Raw genomic sequence first — 17,588 nt, 5'->3', positions numbered from 1 at the left:
CCGGGGACGATGAGGTGGGGTTTCGATGAACGCGCCGTACGACGGTGACCGCGGTCAGGGTGCGGGCGGAGCCGGGTCTTCCGGCGGGCCCCCGGTGCCCCCGGGACCTGGCCAGGTTCCGCCGATGCCCGATCCGTACCTGCAGGACGCCTACGACTGCGATCCCTACCGAGCTCAGGACCTGTCCGTCCAGGACCCGGTGGCCGAGGCGCTGTACGACCGGGCCGCGCACCCGCCGCCGCCTCCGGGTACCTACCAGCAGCCCCAGCCCCTCTACCAGCAGCCGCCCGCGGCCCAGTACCCGCCCGATCCGCGTATCTGGGCGCAGACCCCGCCGCCCGAGCCCGGTGGCCCGTCGCGGCACCTGCCGTACGGCGACAATCCGGCGACCACCCAGTTTGTCGGGGTGGACGACCTCGTCAGCCAGGCGTCCCGGGACGACGAGCAGCCGGACGCCTTCGCCCACCTCTTCCGGGACCAGGAGGGCCCGGCCGGGTCGGCCCCCGTCCCCCCGGAGCCCGAGCCCGCTCCGGCGCCCGCCCCGCCCAAGTCCGGCGGCCGGGCCGCCGGGATACTGAAGTCCAGCGCGCTGATGGCGGCCGGCACGCTCGTGTCCCGCCTCACCGGATTCGTCCGCAGCCTCGTGATCACCGCTGCGCTCGGTGCGGCGCTGCTCGGCGACAGCTTCACCATCGCGACCGCCCTGCCCACGATGATCTACATCCTCACCGTGGGCGGCGGCCTCAACTCGGTCTTCGTGCCCCAGCTCGTCCGGTCCATGAAGGACGACGAGGACGGCGGTGAGGCCTACGCCAACCGGCTGCTGACCCTCGTCATGGTCGCGCTCGGGGTGATCGTCGCGCTCGCGGTCTTCGTCGCTCCGTGGCTGATCCACATGATGTCGCCGACGATCGCCAACGACGCCGCGGCCAACAGCGTCGCCGTGACCTTCGCCCGATACTGCCTGCCGACCATCTTCTTCATGGGCGTGCATGTCGTCATGGGCCAGATCCTCAACGCCCGCGGAAAGTTCGGCGCGATGATGTGGACCCCGGTCCTCAACAACATCGTCATGATCTTCACGTTCGGCATGTTCATCTGGGTCTACGGAACGTCCGCCGAGTCCCAGATGGGCGTCCAGACCATTCCGCCGGAGGGTGTCCGGCTCCTCGGCATCGGCACGCTGCTCGGTCTCGTCGTCCAGGCCCTGGCGATGGTCCCGTACCTGCGTGAGGCCGGGTTCCGTTTCCGCCCGCGCTTCGACTGGAAGGGACACGGGCTCGGCAAGACGGTCAAGCTGGCCAAGTGGACCGTCCTGTTCGTGCTCGCCAACCAGGCCGGCGTGATCGTCGTCACTCAGCTCGCGACGTCGGCGGGCAAGCTGTCCGGCAAGGACGGCACCGGCTTCCTCGCCTACTCCAACGCCCAGCTCATCTGGGGCATGCCGCAGGCGATCATCACCGTTTCCGTCATGGCGGCCCTGCTGCCGCGTATCTCCCGCGCCGCCCACGACGACGACCCGGGCGCCGTCCGTGACGACATCTCCCAGGGGCTGCGGAACTCGGCTGTCGCGATCGTGCCGGTGGCCTTCGCCTTCCTCGCCCTCGGCCTGCCGATGTGCACCCTGCTGTACGCCTCCGCCGGCACCGAGGCCGCCCGCTCCATGGGCTTCATCCTCATGGCCTTCGCACTCGGTCTGATCCCGTACTCCGTTCAGTACGTCGTGCTGCGCGGCTTCTACGCGTACGAGGACACCCGCACGCCCTTCTACAACACGGTCATCGTCGCCGCGGTCAACGCGGCCGCCTCGGCCCTCTGCTACGTGGTCCTGCCCGCCCGGTGGGCCGTGGTCGGCATGGCCGCCTCGTACGGGCTCGCCTACGCCGTCGGCGTGGGCATCGCCTGGCGGCGGCTGCGCAACCGCCTGGGCGGGGATCTGGACGGTGCCCACGTCGTGCGTACGTACGCCCGGCTGTGCCTGGCCGCGACCCCGGCAGCGGTACTCGGCGGCGGTGTGGGCTTTGCCGTTCTCCTGGGTCTCGGCGAGGGTGCCTTCGGCTCGCTCGCCGCTCTGATCTGCGGCGGAGCCGTACTGCTCGGCGTCTTTTTCGTCGCTGCCAAGCGGATGCGGATCGAGGAGATCAACGGCATGGTCGGCATGGTCCGAGGGCGACTCGGTCGCTGAGAATCAACCGCCGCACAACCATCACCACCCCTTGCGTGTCGTGCATAGCGCCGGAGTGTGGGCACAATTGGCGTGACTGTGCAGAGCTGGCTGGCATCGCGCAACGGATGGGGAGGCAGGAACGACGGTGGCGGAACGTAGCACGGCTGCCGTCGACGTGGCCGACAACAGCGGCGATGAGCCGCTGACCGCCAAGGCGGACGAGGCCACGACCGACGGGACGGCAGAAGCTCAGGACATCAAGGGCGAGAAGCCGCAGGACACGGATGGTGAACGCATCGGTTCCGAAGTCACCCTGCCGACCCCTGACCTGCACAGTGGGCACAAACTTGCCAGACGCTACCGGCTGGAGGAGTGCGTCACCCGTCTGGACGGCTTCAGCAGCTGGCGCGCCGTCGACGAGAAGCTGCGCCGCGCGGTGGGCGTCCATCTCCTTCCGGCCGACCACCCGCGTGCCCGCTCCGTGCTGGCCGCGGCCCGCTCCTCCGCGCTGCTCGGTGACCCGCGCTTCGTGCAGGTCCTCGACGCGGTGGAGGAGGACGACCTCGTCTACGTCGTCCACGAATGGCTCCCCGACGCCACCGAGCTCACCTCCCTGCTGGCCTCGGGGCCGATGGAAGCGCACGACGCCTACCAGCTCGTCAGCCAGGTCTCCCAGGCCATGGCGGCGGCCCACCGGGAAGGCCTCGCGCATCTGAGGCTCACCCCGGGGGCGGTGCTGCGGAGCTCGACCGGGCAGTACCGGATCCGCGGCCTCGCGGTGAACGCCGCCCTGCGGGGCATCACCGCCGACAGTCCGCAGCGTGCGGACACCGAGGCCATCGGCGCTCTGCTGTACGCCGCGCTGACCCAGCGCTGGCCGTACGAGAGCGACGCGTACGGCCTGGCCGGGCTGCCCAAGGGTGTGGGGCTGATCGCCCCCGATCAGGTGCGCGCGGGCGTCCACCGCGGCCTTTCCGAGCTCGCCATGCGCGCCCTCGCCAATGACGGCGCGACTGCCTCCCGGCAGGAACAGCCGTGCACGACGCCGGACGAGCTGGCCAGGGCCGTTGCCGCGATGCCCCGTATCCGCCCTCCGGAGCCCGTCTTCACGGCGCCGCCCGAGTATCAGCGCACGACCTATCAGCAGGGTTCCTACGGGCGCCCGCCCGCCCGTCCCGGCGCACCCGTGACCAAGCCCGTGATGGTCGTACCCCCGGCGCCGCTCCAGAGCCGCACCGGCAAGGCCCTCAAATGGGCCGTTTCCGCATTGCTGATCGCTGCCCTGGGCCTCGGCAGCTGGCAGCTGGCCGAGACACTGCTCAACAACGAATCGAGTGACCCCGGCAGCACGCAGACCGACCCGAAAAGCGGTGACGCCGGCAAGAAGGAGCCCACGGGCCAACTGCTCACGGTCAAGGACGCGGTCGAGTACTTCCCGGATGGAAAGGCACAGCACCCCGACGACGTCCACCTGACGTACGACGGCGACAGCGCGACGTACTGGCGGTCCAAGAGCTTCATAGGCGGCCCCAAGCTGGCTCCCTTCAAAGAGGGCGTCGGCATCGTGTATGAACTCGATTCCGCTCAGTCCATTTCGTCAGCCTCCGTAGGCCTGCAATTCGGTGGCGATCACACCACCGCCTCGCTCTACGCGACCGACTCTCTCAACTCGTCAACGCCTCTGTCGTCGATGACGAAAATCGCAACGACCGAGACGGTCGGCACAGAAGCGAAACTGCAGACGAAGAAGCCGGTAAAGACCCGGTTCGTACTCGTATGGCTTACCGACATGCCGAAGTCGCCCGCCGATCGCTACAGCGGCGCCGGCTACAAACAATCCATCACCGAAGTTAAATTCATGGGCTGACCACCGGCTCGCGGGTCATCACACTCGCCCCCCCCTTTCACCGATGCCGCGCGTTCTCCACGAGGCCGATCGTGTCGGTGAGGATGCCCCCGCTTCCTCCCGGTGGTCTTCTTCCCGGCGTCGAGGTCGTCCACCGCGTCGGCTCAAGGGCCTACGGCAAGGCAGCCTGCCGGGCCCTGCCCGACGCGGTGCGGGTAGGCGACCGCCGGCACATCTGGGAAGACCTCTGCCCGGGATCCGCTCCCACAGTTCCTGCTGACAGCCTGCGGGACAAGGGCACCGAGCTCCGGCGGCACCTCACCGCCGCCTGCCCCGCGAACAGGCACATCGCCAGCGCGAAACAAACCACCGCCTGCGGCGTCAGGAGCCGAGCGCACGGGCCAGAAGGGCCGCACTCGGCGATCACCCGGGTTCTCGGCTCCGGCGAGAACGTGCCTGCCGGCAGTCATTGGTATTGTTCAGCCTCGATCGGCACCGACTTCCACACCTACAACCTCGACCCGGACCACAAAAGCCGCTGACCTCGTCGTCGGCTCAAGGCCCTCGGTCACGGCGTCCCCTCGTCCCGGCAGCCGCCTGACAGCACAAAGCCCGAGGTCAAGGCTACTTTTAGGCATTTAGGGGTATCGCGTGGTTGCTGAATCCTTAGAACCCGACTCCAGCGACTCAGAACTCCTCGCCCGCCATGTGGCCGGTGAACCGGACGCCTTCGGCGAGCTCGTACGGCGCCACCGCGACCGGCTGTGGGCCGTGGCGATACGGACCCTGGGGGACCGTGAGGAAGCCGCGGACGCCGTCCAGGACGCCCTTGTCTCCGCCTTCCGGGCAGCCCACACCTTCCGTGGTCAGTCCGCCGTCACCACCTGGCTGCACCGCATCACGGTCAACGCCTGCCTCGACCGGGTCCGCAAGGCGGCCAGCCGCAAAACCGCGCCGATCAATGACACCGAACGGTTCGAGCAGCTCCTGGAACCGCACGAATCCGCGGAGGCACCCGCAGAGCGCCGGGACCTGCACCGCGAGCTCCTGGCCGCGCTCGCCACTCTGCCCGCCGAGCAGCGGGCCGCACTCGTCCTCGTGGACATGCAGGGCTACCCCGTGGCCGAGGCAGCACGCATCCTCGATGTACCGACAGGCACCGTGAAAAGCCGCTGCGCGCGGGGGCGGGCCCGGCTGGCGCCGCTACTCACTCATCTGCTCAGCGAGGTCGCGGGGGTCGACGAGTCGGCCACAAGGAACCGGACGCCGCATACATCCGTCCCACCGGCATCGGGGCCGAGAGATGCGGCCACCACAAGCGATCCCGCTTCAGTGAAGGGCGGAGGTGGGCGCACATGACGTCAACGGCCGACACGACCCAGCATCCGGATGTCACGGAGATCTCCGACCTGACGGAGGAACTGCTCCCACCATCACGGGCGACAGAAGTCCGGGACCATGTGGACGGCTGCGAACTTTGCGGTGAGGTCCATGCCTCTCTCATGGAGATCCGCGAGCTACTCGGCACCGTGCCCATGCCGCAGCACATGCCGGATGACATCGCGGACCGCATCGACGCCGCACTCGCCGCTGAAGCGGCTCTCGACGCCACGCCGCCATCCGGCTCGCTGCATGTTTCACGTGAAACAGAGCCGCCCGCAGCGGAGAAGTCGAACCCAGAGCCCAACACCTCGGACCGTCCCGCAGGACGCCCCCGGGCGGCCACCGGCCCCGGCCGGCGGCCGCTCCGACGCCGCCGTCGCACAGCCGTGCTCGGGGCCGCTCTCGGCGCGGCCGTGGTCGGTCTGAGTGTCTTCCTGCTGCAGAACGTCCAGTCGTCCCAGAATTCCGGGAGCCTCAAGGCGGCGGACCGCAGTTCCAGCGCCGAGGAGAGCGGTGGAGGGACGTTCTCGGAGTCCACGCTTGAGGGCCGGGTACACGCGCTTCTTCTGAGCACCGGCTCGAAGCCGTCGAAGTCGGCGGACAGTGTGGGGGCCGAGGAGCAGACTCCGTCCACCGGGGCGCACTCGACACCCGAGTCCGCTTCCGCCGGATCCGATTCGCTCCAGACTCCGTTGCGCGCACCCACCGTGCCCGTCCCGCCCTGCGTGGAGCAGGGCACCGGGCGCGATACTCCAGCGCTCGCCATGGAGCAGGGCACCTACGAAGGCACGGATGTCTTTCTCGTCGTTCTCCCGCACCCGTCCGATGCGACACAGGTGCAGGCGTACGTCGTCGATGCGGCCTGTGTCCAGTCGGAGCCCGCGGGCAAGGGTGAACTCCTGCTGACTCGTACCTACCCGCGCCACTGAGAATCCCCCGGCAGCTTGCCTCGGCACGTCGGGGAATGCATGCCCCGTAGGATCCGTTGGGTGGGGTGAGAGTCGTTGAACCGGCCCCAGTAGGCAGTCTGCAGAGACGAGGAAGAAACCCGTGAGCGACGTCCGTAATGTGATCATCATCGGCTCCGGCCCCGCGGGCTACACGGCCGCCCTTTACACCGCACGCGCCTCGCTGAAGCCGCTGGTGTTCGAGGGCGCCGTCACCGCCGGTGGCGCGCTGATGAACACCACCGACGTGGAGAACTTCCCGGGCTTCCAGGACGGGATCATGGGCCCCGAGCTCATGGACAACATGCGCGCCCAGGCCGAGCGCTTCGGCGCAGAGCTCGTCCCGGACGACGTCGTCTCCGTGGACCTCACCGGAGACATCAAGACGGTCACGGACACGGCCGGTACGGTGCACCGCGCCAAGGCCGTCATCGTGACGACCGGCTCCCAGCACCGCAAGCTCGGCCTGCCCAACGAGGACGCCCTTTCCGGACGCGGCGTCTCCTGGTGCGCCACCTGCGACGGCTTCTTCTTCAAGGACCAGGACATCGCCGTGGTCGGCGGTGGCGACACCGCGATGGAGGAGGCGACCTTCCTCTCCCGCTTCGCCAAGTCGGTCACCATCGTCCACCGCCGGGACACGCTGCGTGCCTCCAAGGCCATGCAGGAGCGGGCCTTCGCCGACCCGAAGATCAAGTTCGCCTGGGACAGCGAGGTTGCCGGAGTACAGGGCGAGCAGAAGCTGTCCGGTCTGACCCTGCGGAACACCAAGACCGGCGAGACGTCCGAGCTCGCGGTGACCGGCCTGTTCATCGCGGTGGGCCACGACCCGCGCACCGAGCTCTTCAAGGGCCAGCTCGACCTCGACGAAGAGGGCTATCTCAAGGTCGAAGCCCCCTCGACCCGGACCAACCTGACCGGTGTCTTCGGTGCCGGTGACGTCGTCGACCACACCTACCGGCAGGCCATCACGGCCGCCGGCACGGGCTGCTCGGCCGCTCTCGACGCGGAGCGCTTCCTGGCCGCACTCGCCGATGCCGAGAAGGCCGCTGCGGCCACCGTCTGACTCACGCCTCTCACCCCACTACCCCCCCAAGAAGTTAAGGAGGCCGCCGTGGCCGGCGCCCTGAAGAACGTGACCGACGACTCCTTCGACGAGGTCGTCCTGAAGAGCGAGAAGCCCGTACTGGTGGACTTCTGGGCAGCCTGGTGCGGTCCGTGCCGCCAGATCGCCCCGTCCCTGGAGGCCATCGCCGCCGAGCACGGCGACCAGATCGAGGTCGTCAAGCTCAACATCGATGAGAACCCGGCCACAGCCGCCAAGTACGGCGTCATGTCCATCCCGACCCTGAACGTCTACCAGGGCGGCGAGGTCGCGAAGACCATCGTCGGCGCCAAGCCGAAGGCCGCGATCGTCCGCGACCTTGAGGCCTTCCTCGGCTAGGCACACCGCACGCCGATGTTTCACGTTGCCAGGAACTCTCGGATCCTCATGGTTCTTCGATCGTCCTGCGATCCCGGATCACAGCGGCCTGAGCGCCGGCTCCTTCTGCACTGCGCCCAGCAGCCGGTCCAGTGCCAGTTCGACGTCTTCCTTCCAGGACAGCGTCGTACGCAGTTCCAGTCTCAGCCTCGGATGGACAGGATGCGGCCGTACGGTCTTGAAGCCGACCGCCAGCAGATGATCCGCGGGAAGCACACAGGCCGGCTCCTTCCACCGGGCATCACCGAACGCCTCGATCGCCTTGAACCCCCGGCGCAGCAGATCCTTGGCGACGGTCTGCACCATCACCCGGCCCAGCCCCTGCCCTTGGTAGCCGGGCGTGATCCAGGCAGTCATCAGCTGCACGGCGTCGGGGGAGACGGGGCTGGTGGGAAACGCGGTCGAACGCGGCACATAGGCGGGCGGGGCGTAGAGCACATAGCCCACCGGCACATCGTCGACATAGACGACCCGGCCGCACGACCCCCACTCCAGGAGAACGGCCGAGATCCAGGCCTCCTTCTCCAGCCCGGGCGTCCCCGCCTTTACCGCAGCTTCCCCACTGACCGGATCAAGCTCCCAGAAGACACACGCACGGCATCGTCTGGGGAGATCGGAAAGGTTGTCCAGTGTGAGCGGTACGAGCCGACGCCCCATGAAGGCTGTTCCTCGCTTCCTTCGGCCGCCGCATCACGTGCGACGGTCAGTGCACTCCGTTCGAGGAGCAGGCTGCCGACGAACCCGCCGACCGCCCCCAGGCCCAGCCCGACTGTCATCAGCCGGCTGCGGCTCACTGATCGCATGACCCTCCCTGCCGAGGCGGTCAAGCCGGATGTGCCATACCAGAACGCATCGTATCCACCCAGGAATGAAGCCGACACCGAGAAAGAGCAAAGGGCGGGCCGTGTTCCGGTAACCACCGGAACACGGCCCGCCCGACAACCTCAGAGAGGGTCAGCCCTCGTCTTCCTCAGCGGACTCCTCGGACGGTGCCTGATCCAGCACACGCCCTTCGCCCGGTGCCAGGCTGCCGAGAATACGGTCCAGATCCTCCATCGATGCGAACTCGACGACGATCTTCCCCTTCTTCTGGCCGAGGTCGACCTTCACCCTGGTCTCGAAGCGGTCCGAGAGCCGGGTGGCGAGATCGGACAGAGCGGGTGACACCCGGCCGCCGGCCCGCGGCCCCCTGGCCTTCGCAGGGCTCGTGGGATTGGAGCCCATGAGCCGCACGATCTCCTCGACCGCCCGCACCGACAGCCCCTCGGCCACAATGCGATGAGCCAGCCGGTCCTGCTCCTCCGAGTCGTCCACGGAGAGCAGAGCCCGCGCATGACCGGCCGAAAGTACCCCGACCGCCACCCTCCGCTGCACCGGAGCCGACAGCTTCAGCAGACGCAGCGTGTTGGACACCTGCGGCCGGGAACGCCCGATCCGGTCGGCCAGCTCGTCGTGCGTGCACTCGAAGTCCTTGAGCAGCTGGTCGTACGCGGCTGCCTCCTCCACCGGGTTCAGCTGAGCCCGGTGAAGATTCTCCAGGAGCGCGTCCAGGAGCAGCTTCTCGTCTTCCGTGGCCCGGACGATAGCCGGGATCCGCTCCAGGCCCGCCTCACTGCAGGCCCTCCAGCGCCGCTCGCCCATGATGAGCTCGTAGCGCTCCGGCCCCACCTCCCGCACGACGACGGGCTGGAGGAGGCCCACCTCCTTGATGGAGGTCACCAACTCCGCGAGGGCGTCCTCGTCGAACACATCGCGAGGCTGGCGGGGGTTCGGAGTGATGTCGCCGATAGGAATCTCGGCGAAGTATGCCGCAGCAGGTTCCACCGAAGCATTGGCCGCTCCGGACCCCGACACCGGCGCGCTCGGCTCCGGCACGAGCGGAGCGCCCGTACGAGCGGCCACCTTTGCCGCGGCCACCCCCCGCTCTGCCGTCAGCACGGGATTCGCCCCCGCAGAGGTCGATCCCATCCCCATGGACGGCACCTGCTTCTCCTGCGGAGCGGCGGGGATCAAGGCACCCAGCCCACGCCCCAACCCTCTTCGACGCTCGCTCACTGAATCCCCTCCGAAGTGCTCTGCTGGCTGTTCCCCATGCCCGTCCGGGCATGCTGGGGCTCGTAGTGGATCCCGACACCCCGCAGGGCGATCTCACGCGCCGCCTCAAGGTACGAAAGCGACCCGCTGGAACCCGGGTCATAGGTCAACACGGTCTGCCCGTAGCTGGGCGCCTCCGAGATCCTCACCGATCGCGGAATGTTCGTCCGCAGCACCTCCTTGCCGAAGTGGCTGCGCACCTCCTCCGCGACCTGAGATGCGAGCCTGGTCCTGCCGTCGTACATGGTGAGCAGGATCGTCGAGACATGGAGATCGGGGTTGAGATGCCCCCGCACCAGGTCCACATTCCGCAGCAGCTGACCCAGCCCTTCCAGCGCGTAGTACTCGCACTGGATGGGGATCAGCACCTCGGCCCCGGCGACCAGGGCATTGACCGTCAGCAGACCGAGCGAAGGCGGGCAGTCGATGAGGATGTAGTCCAACGGCTGCTCATACGCCTGGATCGCCCGCTGCAGTCGACTCTCCCGCGCCACCAGCGACACCAGCTCGATCTCCGCACCGGCGAGATCGATGGTGGCGGGGGCGCAGAAGAGGCCTTCGACGTCCGGTACGGGCTGAACCACTTCGGAGAGCGGCCTGCTCTCCACCAGGACGTCATAGATGGAGGGGACTTCAGCATGGTGATCGATACCCAGAGCCGTAGAGGCATTCCCCTGCGGGTCGAGGTCGACCACCAGAACACGGGCGCCGTGAAGCGCGAGCGAAGCAGCAAGATTGACCGTCGTGGTCGTCTTGCCCACTCCGCCCTTCTGGTTGGCCACCACCATGACGCGCGTCCGGTCAGGACGGGGCAGGCCCTCGCCGGCGCGGCCAAGGGCCTCAACCGCCAGCTGGGCCGCGCGACCGATGGGTGTGTCGTCCATCGGCGGCGGTGTTTCACGTGAAACACCGTCCCCCGCCGATTCGGTTCGGGGACCGGGGACCGGATCGGTCATCGGTCCCGCGATGTTGGCGTCGGACCGCAAGGATTCACTCTCCTCGACTTCAGGCTCGCAATGAGCAGAGCCTGCCATGCTTTCGGGGTCGTGAACCAGCGAGGCCCGCTCTTCTGTGGATGAATCCACTTCTGTGGACAACCCCGTAGCCCTAACGGGCCTGCGATGCCGCGGCGCGGCAGCCGCGCGACCGCGGCTGATGATTCCATGCAGCAGAGAGCGACGTTTCACGTGAAACACGATGCCCCCGCAGCCTGGCTACGGGGGCACGACACTCCGTATGGGTACATACAGCTACGTACCGGACCCGCGACCGGCAGACGGCATGTACCGCACGCACCACTCGGTTCCACAGAGTGAAGCGGAGCGGATGGAGACGTCAGCGACGACGCCTCGTACGACTCGTCCTGGCGGCCTTGGCCCGCTTTGCGGCGAACCTCACACCGCCCGGGCTCTCGCCGACCACCACCCGCACCACGGTGGACATCGGGTCGACAACGCCTTCCCCGACGTGCAGGACCTCGGTCTCCACCACTCCGAGCTTGCCCAGGGCCGCACGTGCCCCGGCGATCTCCTCCTCGGCGGTGTCCCCCTTGAGGGCCAGCATCTCCCCGTACGGACGCAGCAGCGGAACGCCCCAGCCGGCCAGCCGGTCCAGCGGTGCCACGGCCCGAGCGGTCACCACATGCACCGGCTGGAGCGAGCCCAGAACCTCCTCGGCCCGACCACGCACCACCGTCACATGGTCCAGGCCCAGCAGCTCCACCACTTCCTGGAGGAAGTTCGTGCGCCGTAGCAGGGGCTCCAGCAGGGTGATCTTGAGGTCGGGGCGCACCAGCGCCAGCGGGATGCCGGGAAGACCGGCCCCCGAGCCCACATCGCAGACCGTGACGCCCTCGGGCACGACCTCGGAGAGCACCGCGCAGTTCAGCAGATGCCGCTCCCACAGCCGCGGCACCTCACGCGGGCCGATCAGCCCCCGCTTCACTCCGGCGTCCGCCAGCAGTTCCGCGTACCGGACAGCCTCCGGGAAGAACTCGCCGAAAACCGCCCGCGCCCCTTCGGGCGCCTGGGGAAGCTCTACTTCCGCCGTCACGGGAACCGTCCTTCCATACCGCACTACCGCACTGTGGGTGGCTGATCTATCAGGCTGACAAAGATCGGCCCCGCCTGCGAACAGACGGGGCCGACAGAACTAGGGTCCGGTCAGGCCGGGAGGACGACGACGAAGCGCTCCGGCTCCTCGCCCTCGGACTCGCTGCGCAGGCCGGCGGCCGCAACCGCGTCGTGCACGACCTTGCGCTCGAACGGCGTCATCGGGTCCAGCTTCACCGGCTCGCCGGTGCTCTTGACCTCATCCGCGGCCTTGGCACCCAGCTCGGCGAGCTCCGCCCGCTTCTTGGCCCGGAAGCCCGCGATGTCGAGCATCAGCCGGCTGCGGTCCCCGGTCTCCCGGTGAACGGCAAGCCGCGTCAGCTCCTGGAGCGCCTCCAGCACCTCACCGTCGCGGCCCACGAGCTTCTGCAGATCACGTGCCGAGTCGCTGATGATCGAGACCGCGGCCCGGTCCGCCTCGACATCCATGTCGATGTCGCCGTCGAGGTCGGCGATGTCGAGCAGACCCTCAAGGTAGTCCGCTGCGATCTCGCCCTCCTGCTCAAGGCGGGTCAAGGTGTCGCTGCCCTCAGCGGCCGTGGAGGTGGTGCCTTCCGTCACGGATGGACTCCTTCTTACTTCTTGGACGGGTGCTTGGGCCGCTGCGGACCCTTGCGCTGTCCGGACTTGGCTTGGCGTGAGGAGCCGGACGCGGACTTGCCCGCCGGCTTGGGCTTTTCGCCCTGTGCGGCATCCCGCTTCTGCAGGGAGGTCTTGGAACCCGACTCGCTGGAGTCGGCGTCCTTGCCCCCCGCCTGCGCGGTACCGGTCTGGCGCTGGGACTTGGTCTGACGCTTGGGCTGCTGACGCCGCTGTGCGGCTCCGCCCTCGGCCTCGGCGGCAGCAGTGTCGCTCTTGATCACAGTGCCGTCCTCCTGGGCGGCGAGGCCCAGCTTGGCCAGCCCCGTGATGAACTTCCGCTCGATGTCATTGCGGTCCGGGCCCTTGGACACGATCCGCTTGACGGTGTTGCGCCGGGTCTTGCCGCGGACCTCGCCGTGCGTGGTGACGCTCTTCAGCAGACGTCCGAGGTACTGGTCCTGCGCCTTGCTGCCCGGGGTCGGGTTCTGGTTGATCACGTACATCTGCTGACCCATGGTCCAGACGTTGGTGGTCAGCCAGTAGACGAGGACACCGACGGGGAAGTTGATGCCCATGACGGCGAAGATCACCGGGAAGATGTACATCAGCATCTTCTGCTGCTGCATGTACGGCGTCTTGACCGTCAGGTCGACGTTCTTCGTCATCAGCTGGCGCTGGGTGAAGAACTGCGACGCCGACATCATCACGATCATGATCGCGGTGACGACCCGGACGTCGGTCAGAGAGGCACCGAGCGCCTGGACCTTCTCCTCGCTGTCCATGAACTTGGCAGCGAGCGGAGCACCGAAGATGTGTGCCTGACGGGCGCTGTCGAGCAGCGACTGGTCGATGACGCCGATCTTCTTGTTCGAGGCGATGGCCGACAGCACGTGGTACAGGGCGAAGAAGAACGGCGACTGCGCCAGGATGGGAAGGCACGAGGAGAGCGGGTTGGTACCCGTCTCCTTGTACAGCTTCATCATCTCTTCGGACTGACGCTGCTTGTCGCTCTTGTAGCGCTCCTGGATAGCCTTCATCTTCGGCTGGAGCACCTGCATGTTGCGGGTCGACTTGATCTGCTTGACGAAAAGCGGGATCAGGCAGATCCGGATCAACACCACCAGCGACACGATGGACAGGCCCCAGGCCCAGCCGGTGTCAGGGCCGAAGATCGCCCCGTACATCTTGTGGAACTGGACGATGACCCATGAGACGGGCCAGGTGATGAAGCTGAACAGACTGGCAATCGTGTCCACTAATCAGGCTCCTTGAGCATTGGGCGAAGTCTCTGCGGCCTCGCTCGGGGATTCGGAGACCGATCCCCGGGCAGGCACATCAGCGGCGGAGTCCCCGCCCTTGCCACCGCGCATGGCATTACGCAGCAGTTCATGCCAGCGCGGACGTTTGCGTGGTGGAACATGGTCCACGCCGCCGGGTGACCACGGATTGCACCGAAGGATGCGCCAGGCTGTAAGCGCGGTTCCCTTGATCGCTCCGTGCCGGTCGATCGCCGTATATCCGTAGTGGGAACACGACGGGTAGTAACGGCAGACAGGCCCGAGAAGTGGGCTGATCGTCCACTGGTACAGCTTGATAAGAGCCAGCAGCGGGTACTTCATCGCGCGCCCCCTCCCAGCAGCCGCTGCAAAGCGGCGTCCAGGTCTCGGGCCAGCTGTTCATGGTCGGCGTCGCCCGCTCCGGGCAACGCTCGTACGACAACCAGGCTACCGGGGGGCAGCAGGGCAAGCCGTTCGCGGACCAGGTGGCGAAGCCTGCGCTTCACCGCTGTGCGCACAACCGCTCCACCCACTGCTTTGCTGACAACGAAACCCGCACGCGGCGGGGGAGCATTCTCCCCAGTCACGTGCGGGTCCGTTGCACCGCTGCGTAGATGAACGACGAGTAGCGGGCGGCCGGCCCGGCGTCCTCGGCGTACTGCGGTCGCGAAGTCCTCGCGCCGCCTCAGCCGATTCTCGGTAGGCAGCACGTCATGACCTGTAAGCGATCAGGCGGACAGGTTGGCGCGACCCTTGCCACGGCGGGACGCGAGGATCGCGCGGCCGGCACGGGTGCGCATACGCAGCCGGAAGCCGTGGGTCTTCGCGCGGCGGCGGTTGTTCGGCTGGAAGGTGCGCTTGCTCACTAGGGGGCTCCAGAAATGACTCGTGTGTTGGCGGGACATCGCCTGGCTGTCACCGTGCGCCCACGAGAGACTCGCGTAAACGCTCTAGTGCACCGCTTCACAATCACAGATCGTGATCTTTGCCCATCGGAGGCAGGCGGCAGCAGCCATCGACAACTCGACCTGGTCACGGTACGCGCGGCTACGCCATCCGGTCAAACCGGCTCCACAGCACCCCCCGCTGTGCACAGGCTGTGGACAACAACTTGAACCACGCGGGTCGCCCTGACTACCGTGGCTGAGCTCCGGTTCTTTTCTTACTGCCTGCCGGTCCTCACCCGTCCCGACCCATCCCGTCCCGAGAACCACACATTCGTGGGACCAGCGAGAGAGCGTGCCCTGTGGCTGACGTACCTGCCGATCTTGCCGCAGTGTGGCCGCGAGTGCTGGAGCAACTCCTCGGGGAGGGCCAGCAGGGGATCGAGCCGAAGGACAAGCAGTGGATCGAGCGCTGCCAGCCGCTCGCCCTGGTCGCCGACACGGCGCTGCTCGCGGTGCCCAATGAATGGGGCAAGCGCGTCCTGGAGGGCCGGCTCGCGCCGCTCATCAGCGAGACGCTGAGCCGCGAATGCGGCCGCCCGATCCGCATCGCGATCACCGTCGACGACTCCGCGGGCGAGCCGCCGAGCCCGCCCGCGCCGCCGATGCACCAGTCCCAGCAGCCTCAGCAGCACCGCTACCAGGGACCGCAGCACGACGAACGGCAGCACAACGACGCGTACGACGGGTACGGACACCGGCCCTCCGACGACGGCATGCCGACCGCCCGGCCGGCCTACCCCGACTACCAGCAGCAGCGTCCCGAACCCGGCGCGTGGCCGCGCACCCAGGAGGACCTCTCCTGGCAGCAGCCCCGGCTCGGCGGGTTCCAGGACCGCGAGGCTCCCGCGGAGCAGTGGCGCGAGCCGTACGCCGGCGGCCGCCAGCAGCCGCAGCACGACTATCGGCCGCAGCCGCCCGAGCGCCAGGGTTACGAGCAGCAGCGCCCCGAGCACCACGACATGCAGGAGCCCCAGCACCAGCACCAGCCGCAGCACCGGCAGGGCGGCGCCGGTACCCATCGGCCCGGCGGCGCCACCGGGCCGATGGGTTCGCAGCCCACTCCCACGCCAGGCCCCGGCGAGCCGGCGGCCCGGCTGAATCCGAAGTACCTCTTCGACACGTTCGTCATCGGCGCCTCCAACCGGTTCGCGCACGCGGCTGCGGTCGCGGTCGCCGAAGCCCCCGCCAAGGCGTACAACCCGCTCTTCATCTACGGGGAGTCCGGGCTCGGCAAGACCCACCTGCTGCACGCCATCGGGCACTACGCCCGCAGCCTCTACCCGGGCACCCGGGTGCGGTACGTGAGCTCCGAGGAGTTCACCAACGAGTTCATCAACTCGATCCGCGACGGCAAGGGCGACACCTTCCGCAAGCGCTACCGCGACGTGGACATCCTGCTCGTCGACGACATCCAGTTCCTGGCGAGCAAGGAGTCGACGCAGGAGGAGTTCTTCCACACCTTCAATACGCTCCACAACGCGAACAAGCAGATCGTGCTGTCCTCCGACCGGCCGCCCAAGCAGCTGGTGACCCTGGAGGACCGGTTGCGGAACCGTTTCGAGTGGGGGCTGACCACCGATGTGCAGCCGCCGGAGCTGGAGACGCGGATCGCGATCCTCCGCAAGAAGGCGGTGCAGGAGCAGCTCAACGCCCCGCCGGAGGTACTGGAGTTCATCGCCTCCCGCATCTCCCGGAACATCAGGGAGCTGGAGGGGGCGCTGATCCGGGTCACGGCCTTCGCCAGCCTCAACCGGCAGCCGGTGGACCTCGGACTGACCGAGCACGTGTTGAAGGACCTGATCCCGGGCGGCGAGGACTCGGCCCCGGAGATCACGGCGACGGCCATCATGGCCTCGACCGCGGACTACTTCGGGCTCACGGTGGACGATCTCTGCGGAACCTCGCGCAGCCGGGTGCTGGTGACGGCCCGCCAGATCGCCATGTATCTCTGCCGGGAGCTCACCGATCTCTCGCTGCCCAAGATCGGTGCGCAGTTCGGCGGCCGCGACCATACGACGGTGATGCACGCGGACCGGAAGATCCGCGCGCTGATGGCGGAGCGGCGCTCCATCTACAACCAGGTCACCGAGCTCACCAACCGCATCAAGAACGGCTGACGCACCGACGCCGGCGGACGCGCCACACGCGCCGACAGGGCGCCCGAGCAACCTCAACAGGGTTTCTCGGGCGCCCTTTTCGTTCCCCGGAGGACGCCCGGAAGCGGTCTTGAGCGGGCTCGGGAACGGTCCCGAGTCGGCTCAGGAGGGGTCCGGGGCGGGTCCTGAGCCGGGCCCGAGCCGCTCCTGCACCGGGCCCGACCGATTCCTGAGCGGGTCCTGAGCCGGCCCCGTGCCCGTCCTGAGACCGTCTGAACGCTCCCTGAACGGCTGCTGAATGCTCCCTCGGAGCCGTCCACGGCCGACCCAGGCCTCACCCCGAGGGCCGTCCCGGACCCGCTGCCGCCGTTCCGGCGCCGCCGCGCTGTTCGAATACCTGCCGCTGACCGCCTGTTCTCCACAGATCTGGGGAGTTTTCTCCCTCCACAGCCTGGGGATCCGGAAGTTGTCCATATTGCTTCCACAGGGGCGACTGCCGATACTCCATCAGGCCAGGTCAAGGGGTTGGGGATTTGTGGTCAACAATGATCCACAGCCTGTGGACAAAATATTCGTCCACAGGGCGTGGATGAAGTTGTCCACTGGAGACCCACAGGCCGAGCCGTCTTGTCCCCAGCTTCACGCCGCTTCTCCA

The 17,588-nt window shown here is 67.9% G+C and carries 17 protein-coding genes; 8 read left to right on the top strand and 9 right to left on the bottom strand.

Annotated elements, in window-relative coordinates:
• Positions 1–25: 25 nt before the first annotated feature.
• From murJ to trxA, 7 genes are all read left to right on the top strand, one after another.
• Entirely contained in the window at positions 26–2,185 is a 2,160-nt protein-coding gene (murJ, locus tag AADR41_RS05690) for a murein biosynthesis integral membrane protein MurJ (RefSeq protein ID WP_342280257.1), read from the top strand.
• Between the two features lie 127 nt (positions 2,186–2,312).
• The gene (locus tag AADR41_RS05685) at positions 2,313–4,034 is read left to right on the top strand and encodes a protein kinase family protein (RefSeq protein ID WP_342280256.1); all 1,722 of its coding nucleotides are present in this window, start codon (positions 2,313–2,315) and stop codon (positions 4,032–4,034) included.
• Positions 4,035–4,105: 71 nt separating this feature from the next.
• On the top strand, positions 4,106–4,555 hold the full coding sequence (locus AADR41_RS05680; RefSeq protein WP_342280255.1) for a hypothetical protein: 450 nt from the start codon (positions 4,106–4,108) through the stop codon (positions 4,553–4,555).
• Between the two features lie 109 nt (positions 4,556–4,664).
• Positions 4,665–5,372: an RNA polymerase sigma factor SigM gene (gene sigM / locus AADR41_RS05675; protein ID WP_342280254.1), complete on the top strand. Its 708-nt coding sequence runs from the start codon at positions 4,665–4,667 to the stop codon at positions 5,370–5,372.
• Positions 5,369–6,325, top strand: a complete 957-nt coding sequence (locus tag AADR41_RS05670; protein WP_342280253.1) for a hypothetical protein — start codon at positions 5,369–5,371, stop codon at positions 6,323–6,325. Before sigM ends, AADR41_RS05670 begins: the two co-directional genes overlap by 4 nt.
• A 121-nt stretch (positions 6,326–6,446) precedes the next feature.
• Positions 6,447–7,409 carry a thioredoxin-disulfide reductase gene (gene trxB / locus AADR41_RS05665; protein WP_342280252.1) on the top strand — a complete coding sequence of 321 codons (963 nt, stop codon included), beginning with the start codon at positions 6,447–6,449 and terminating at the stop codon, positions 7,407–7,409.
• A 48-nt stretch (positions 7,410–7,457) separates the two neighbouring features.
• On the top strand, positions 7,458–7,787 hold the full coding sequence (gene trxA, locus AADR41_RS05660; RefSeq protein WP_266731331.1) for a thioredoxin: 330 nt from the start codon (positions 7,458–7,460) through the stop codon (positions 7,785–7,787).
• Between the two features lie 78 nt (positions 7,788–7,865).
• Here the strand turns inward: trxA and AADR41_RS05655 are convergent, their stop codons facing one another.
• From AADR41_RS05655 to rpmH, 9 genes are all read right to left on the bottom strand, one after another.
• Complete coding sequence (locus tag AADR41_RS05655) at positions 7,866–8,483, bottom strand: GNAT family N-acetyltransferase (RefSeq protein ID WP_342280251.1); 618 nt, start codon at positions 8,481–8,483, stop codon at positions 7,866–7,868.
• A 297-nt stretch (positions 8,484–8,780) separates the two neighbouring features.
• Positions 8,781–9,881 (bottom strand): ParB/RepB/Spo0J family partition protein, encoded by a 1,101-nt coding sequence (locus AADR41_RS05650; RefSeq protein WP_342280250.1) that lies wholly within the window; start codon positions 9,879–9,881, stop codon positions 8,781–8,783.
• A complete protein-coding gene (locus AADR41_RS05645; protein WP_124720173.1) occupies positions 9,878–10,954 on the bottom strand; it encodes a ParA family protein in 1,077 nt (358 codons plus the stop codon). Before AADR41_RS05645 ends, AADR41_RS05650 begins: the two co-directional genes overlap by 4 nt.
• 301 nt (positions 10,955–11,255) lie before the next feature.
• Positions 11,256–11,972, bottom strand: coding sequence for a 16S rRNA (guanine(527)-N(7))-methyltransferase RsmG (rsmG, locus tag AADR41_RS05640; RefSeq protein ID WP_072487588.1), 717 nt, complete (start codon positions 11,970–11,972; stop codon positions 11,256–11,258).
• A 110-nt stretch (positions 11,973–12,082) separates the two neighbouring features.
• Positions 12,083–12,592, bottom strand: coding sequence for a Jag family protein (locus tag AADR41_RS05635; RefSeq protein ID WP_124719874.1), 510 nt, complete (start codon positions 12,590–12,592; stop codon positions 12,083–12,085).
• A 14-nt stretch (positions 12,593–12,606) separates the two neighbouring features.
• Positions 12,607–13,869, bottom strand: coding sequence for a membrane protein insertase YidC (yidC, locus tag AADR41_RS05630; RefSeq protein WP_342280249.1), 1,263 nt, complete (start codon positions 13,867–13,869; stop codon positions 12,607–12,609).
• 3 nt (positions 13,870–13,872) lie between these two features.
• On the bottom strand, positions 13,873–14,232 hold the full coding sequence (gene yidD, locus AADR41_RS05625) for a membrane protein insertion efficiency factor YidD (RefSeq protein ID WP_342280248.1): 360 nt from the start codon (positions 14,230–14,232) through the stop codon (positions 13,873–13,875).
• Positions 14,229–14,600: a ribonuclease P protein component gene (rnpA, locus tag AADR41_RS05620; RefSeq protein WP_093895046.1), complete on the bottom strand. Its 372-nt coding sequence runs from the start codon at positions 14,598–14,600 to the stop codon at positions 14,229–14,231. Before rnpA ends, yidD begins: the two co-directional genes overlap by 4 nt.
• Positions 14,601–14,618: 18 nt before the next feature.
• The gene (rpmH, locus tag AADR41_RS05615; RefSeq protein ID WP_030930485.1) at positions 14,619–14,756 is read right to left on the bottom strand and encodes a 50S ribosomal protein L34; all 138 of its coding nucleotides are present in this window, start codon (positions 14,754–14,756) and stop codon (positions 14,619–14,621) included.
• Positions 14,757–15,136: 380 nt separating this feature from the next.
• On the opposite strand from rpmH, the gene dnaA reads away from it, so the two are divergent.
• Positions 15,137–16,954, top strand: coding sequence for a chromosomal replication initiator protein DnaA (gene dnaA / locus AADR41_RS05610; RefSeq protein ID WP_342280247.1), 1,818 nt, complete (start codon positions 15,137–15,139; stop codon positions 16,952–16,954).
• Positions 16,955–17,588 lie beyond the last annotated feature (634 nt).

Origin of the sequence: Streptomyces sp. CLV115 (assembly GCF_038448545.1) — a bacterium.
GTDB classification, from domain to species: domain Bacteria; phylum Actinomycetota; class Actinomycetes; order Streptomycetales; family Streptomycetaceae; genus Streptomyces; species Streptomyces sanglieri.
The sequence above is the reverse complement of the archived record's forward strand: the minus strand, read 5'-3'. Positions and strand labels throughout refer to the sequence as shown.

What these genes read in the sequence shown, in the direction of transcription:
- murJ (WP_342280257.1), top strand. Translation starts at nt 26, where the DNA reads ATGAACGCGCCGTACGACGGTGACCGCGGTCAGGGTGCGGGCGGAGCC.
- AADR41_RS05670 (WP_342280253.1), top strand. Translation starts at nt 5,369, where the DNA reads ATGACGTCAACGGCCGACACGACCCAGCATCCGGATGTCACGGAGATC.
- AADR41_RS05655 (WP_342280251.1), bottom strand. Translation starts at nt 8,483, where the DNA reads ATGGGGCGTCGGCTCGTACCGCTCACACTGGACAACCTTTCCGATCTC.
- AADR41_RS05645 (WP_124720173.1), bottom strand. Translation starts at nt 10,954, where the DNA reads ATGGCAGGCTCTGCTCATTGCGAGCCTGAAGTCGAGGAGAGTGAATCC.
- yidD (WP_342280248.1), bottom strand. Translation starts at nt 14,232, where the DNA reads ATGAAGTACCCGCTGCTGGCTCTTATCAAGCTGTACCAGTGGACGATC.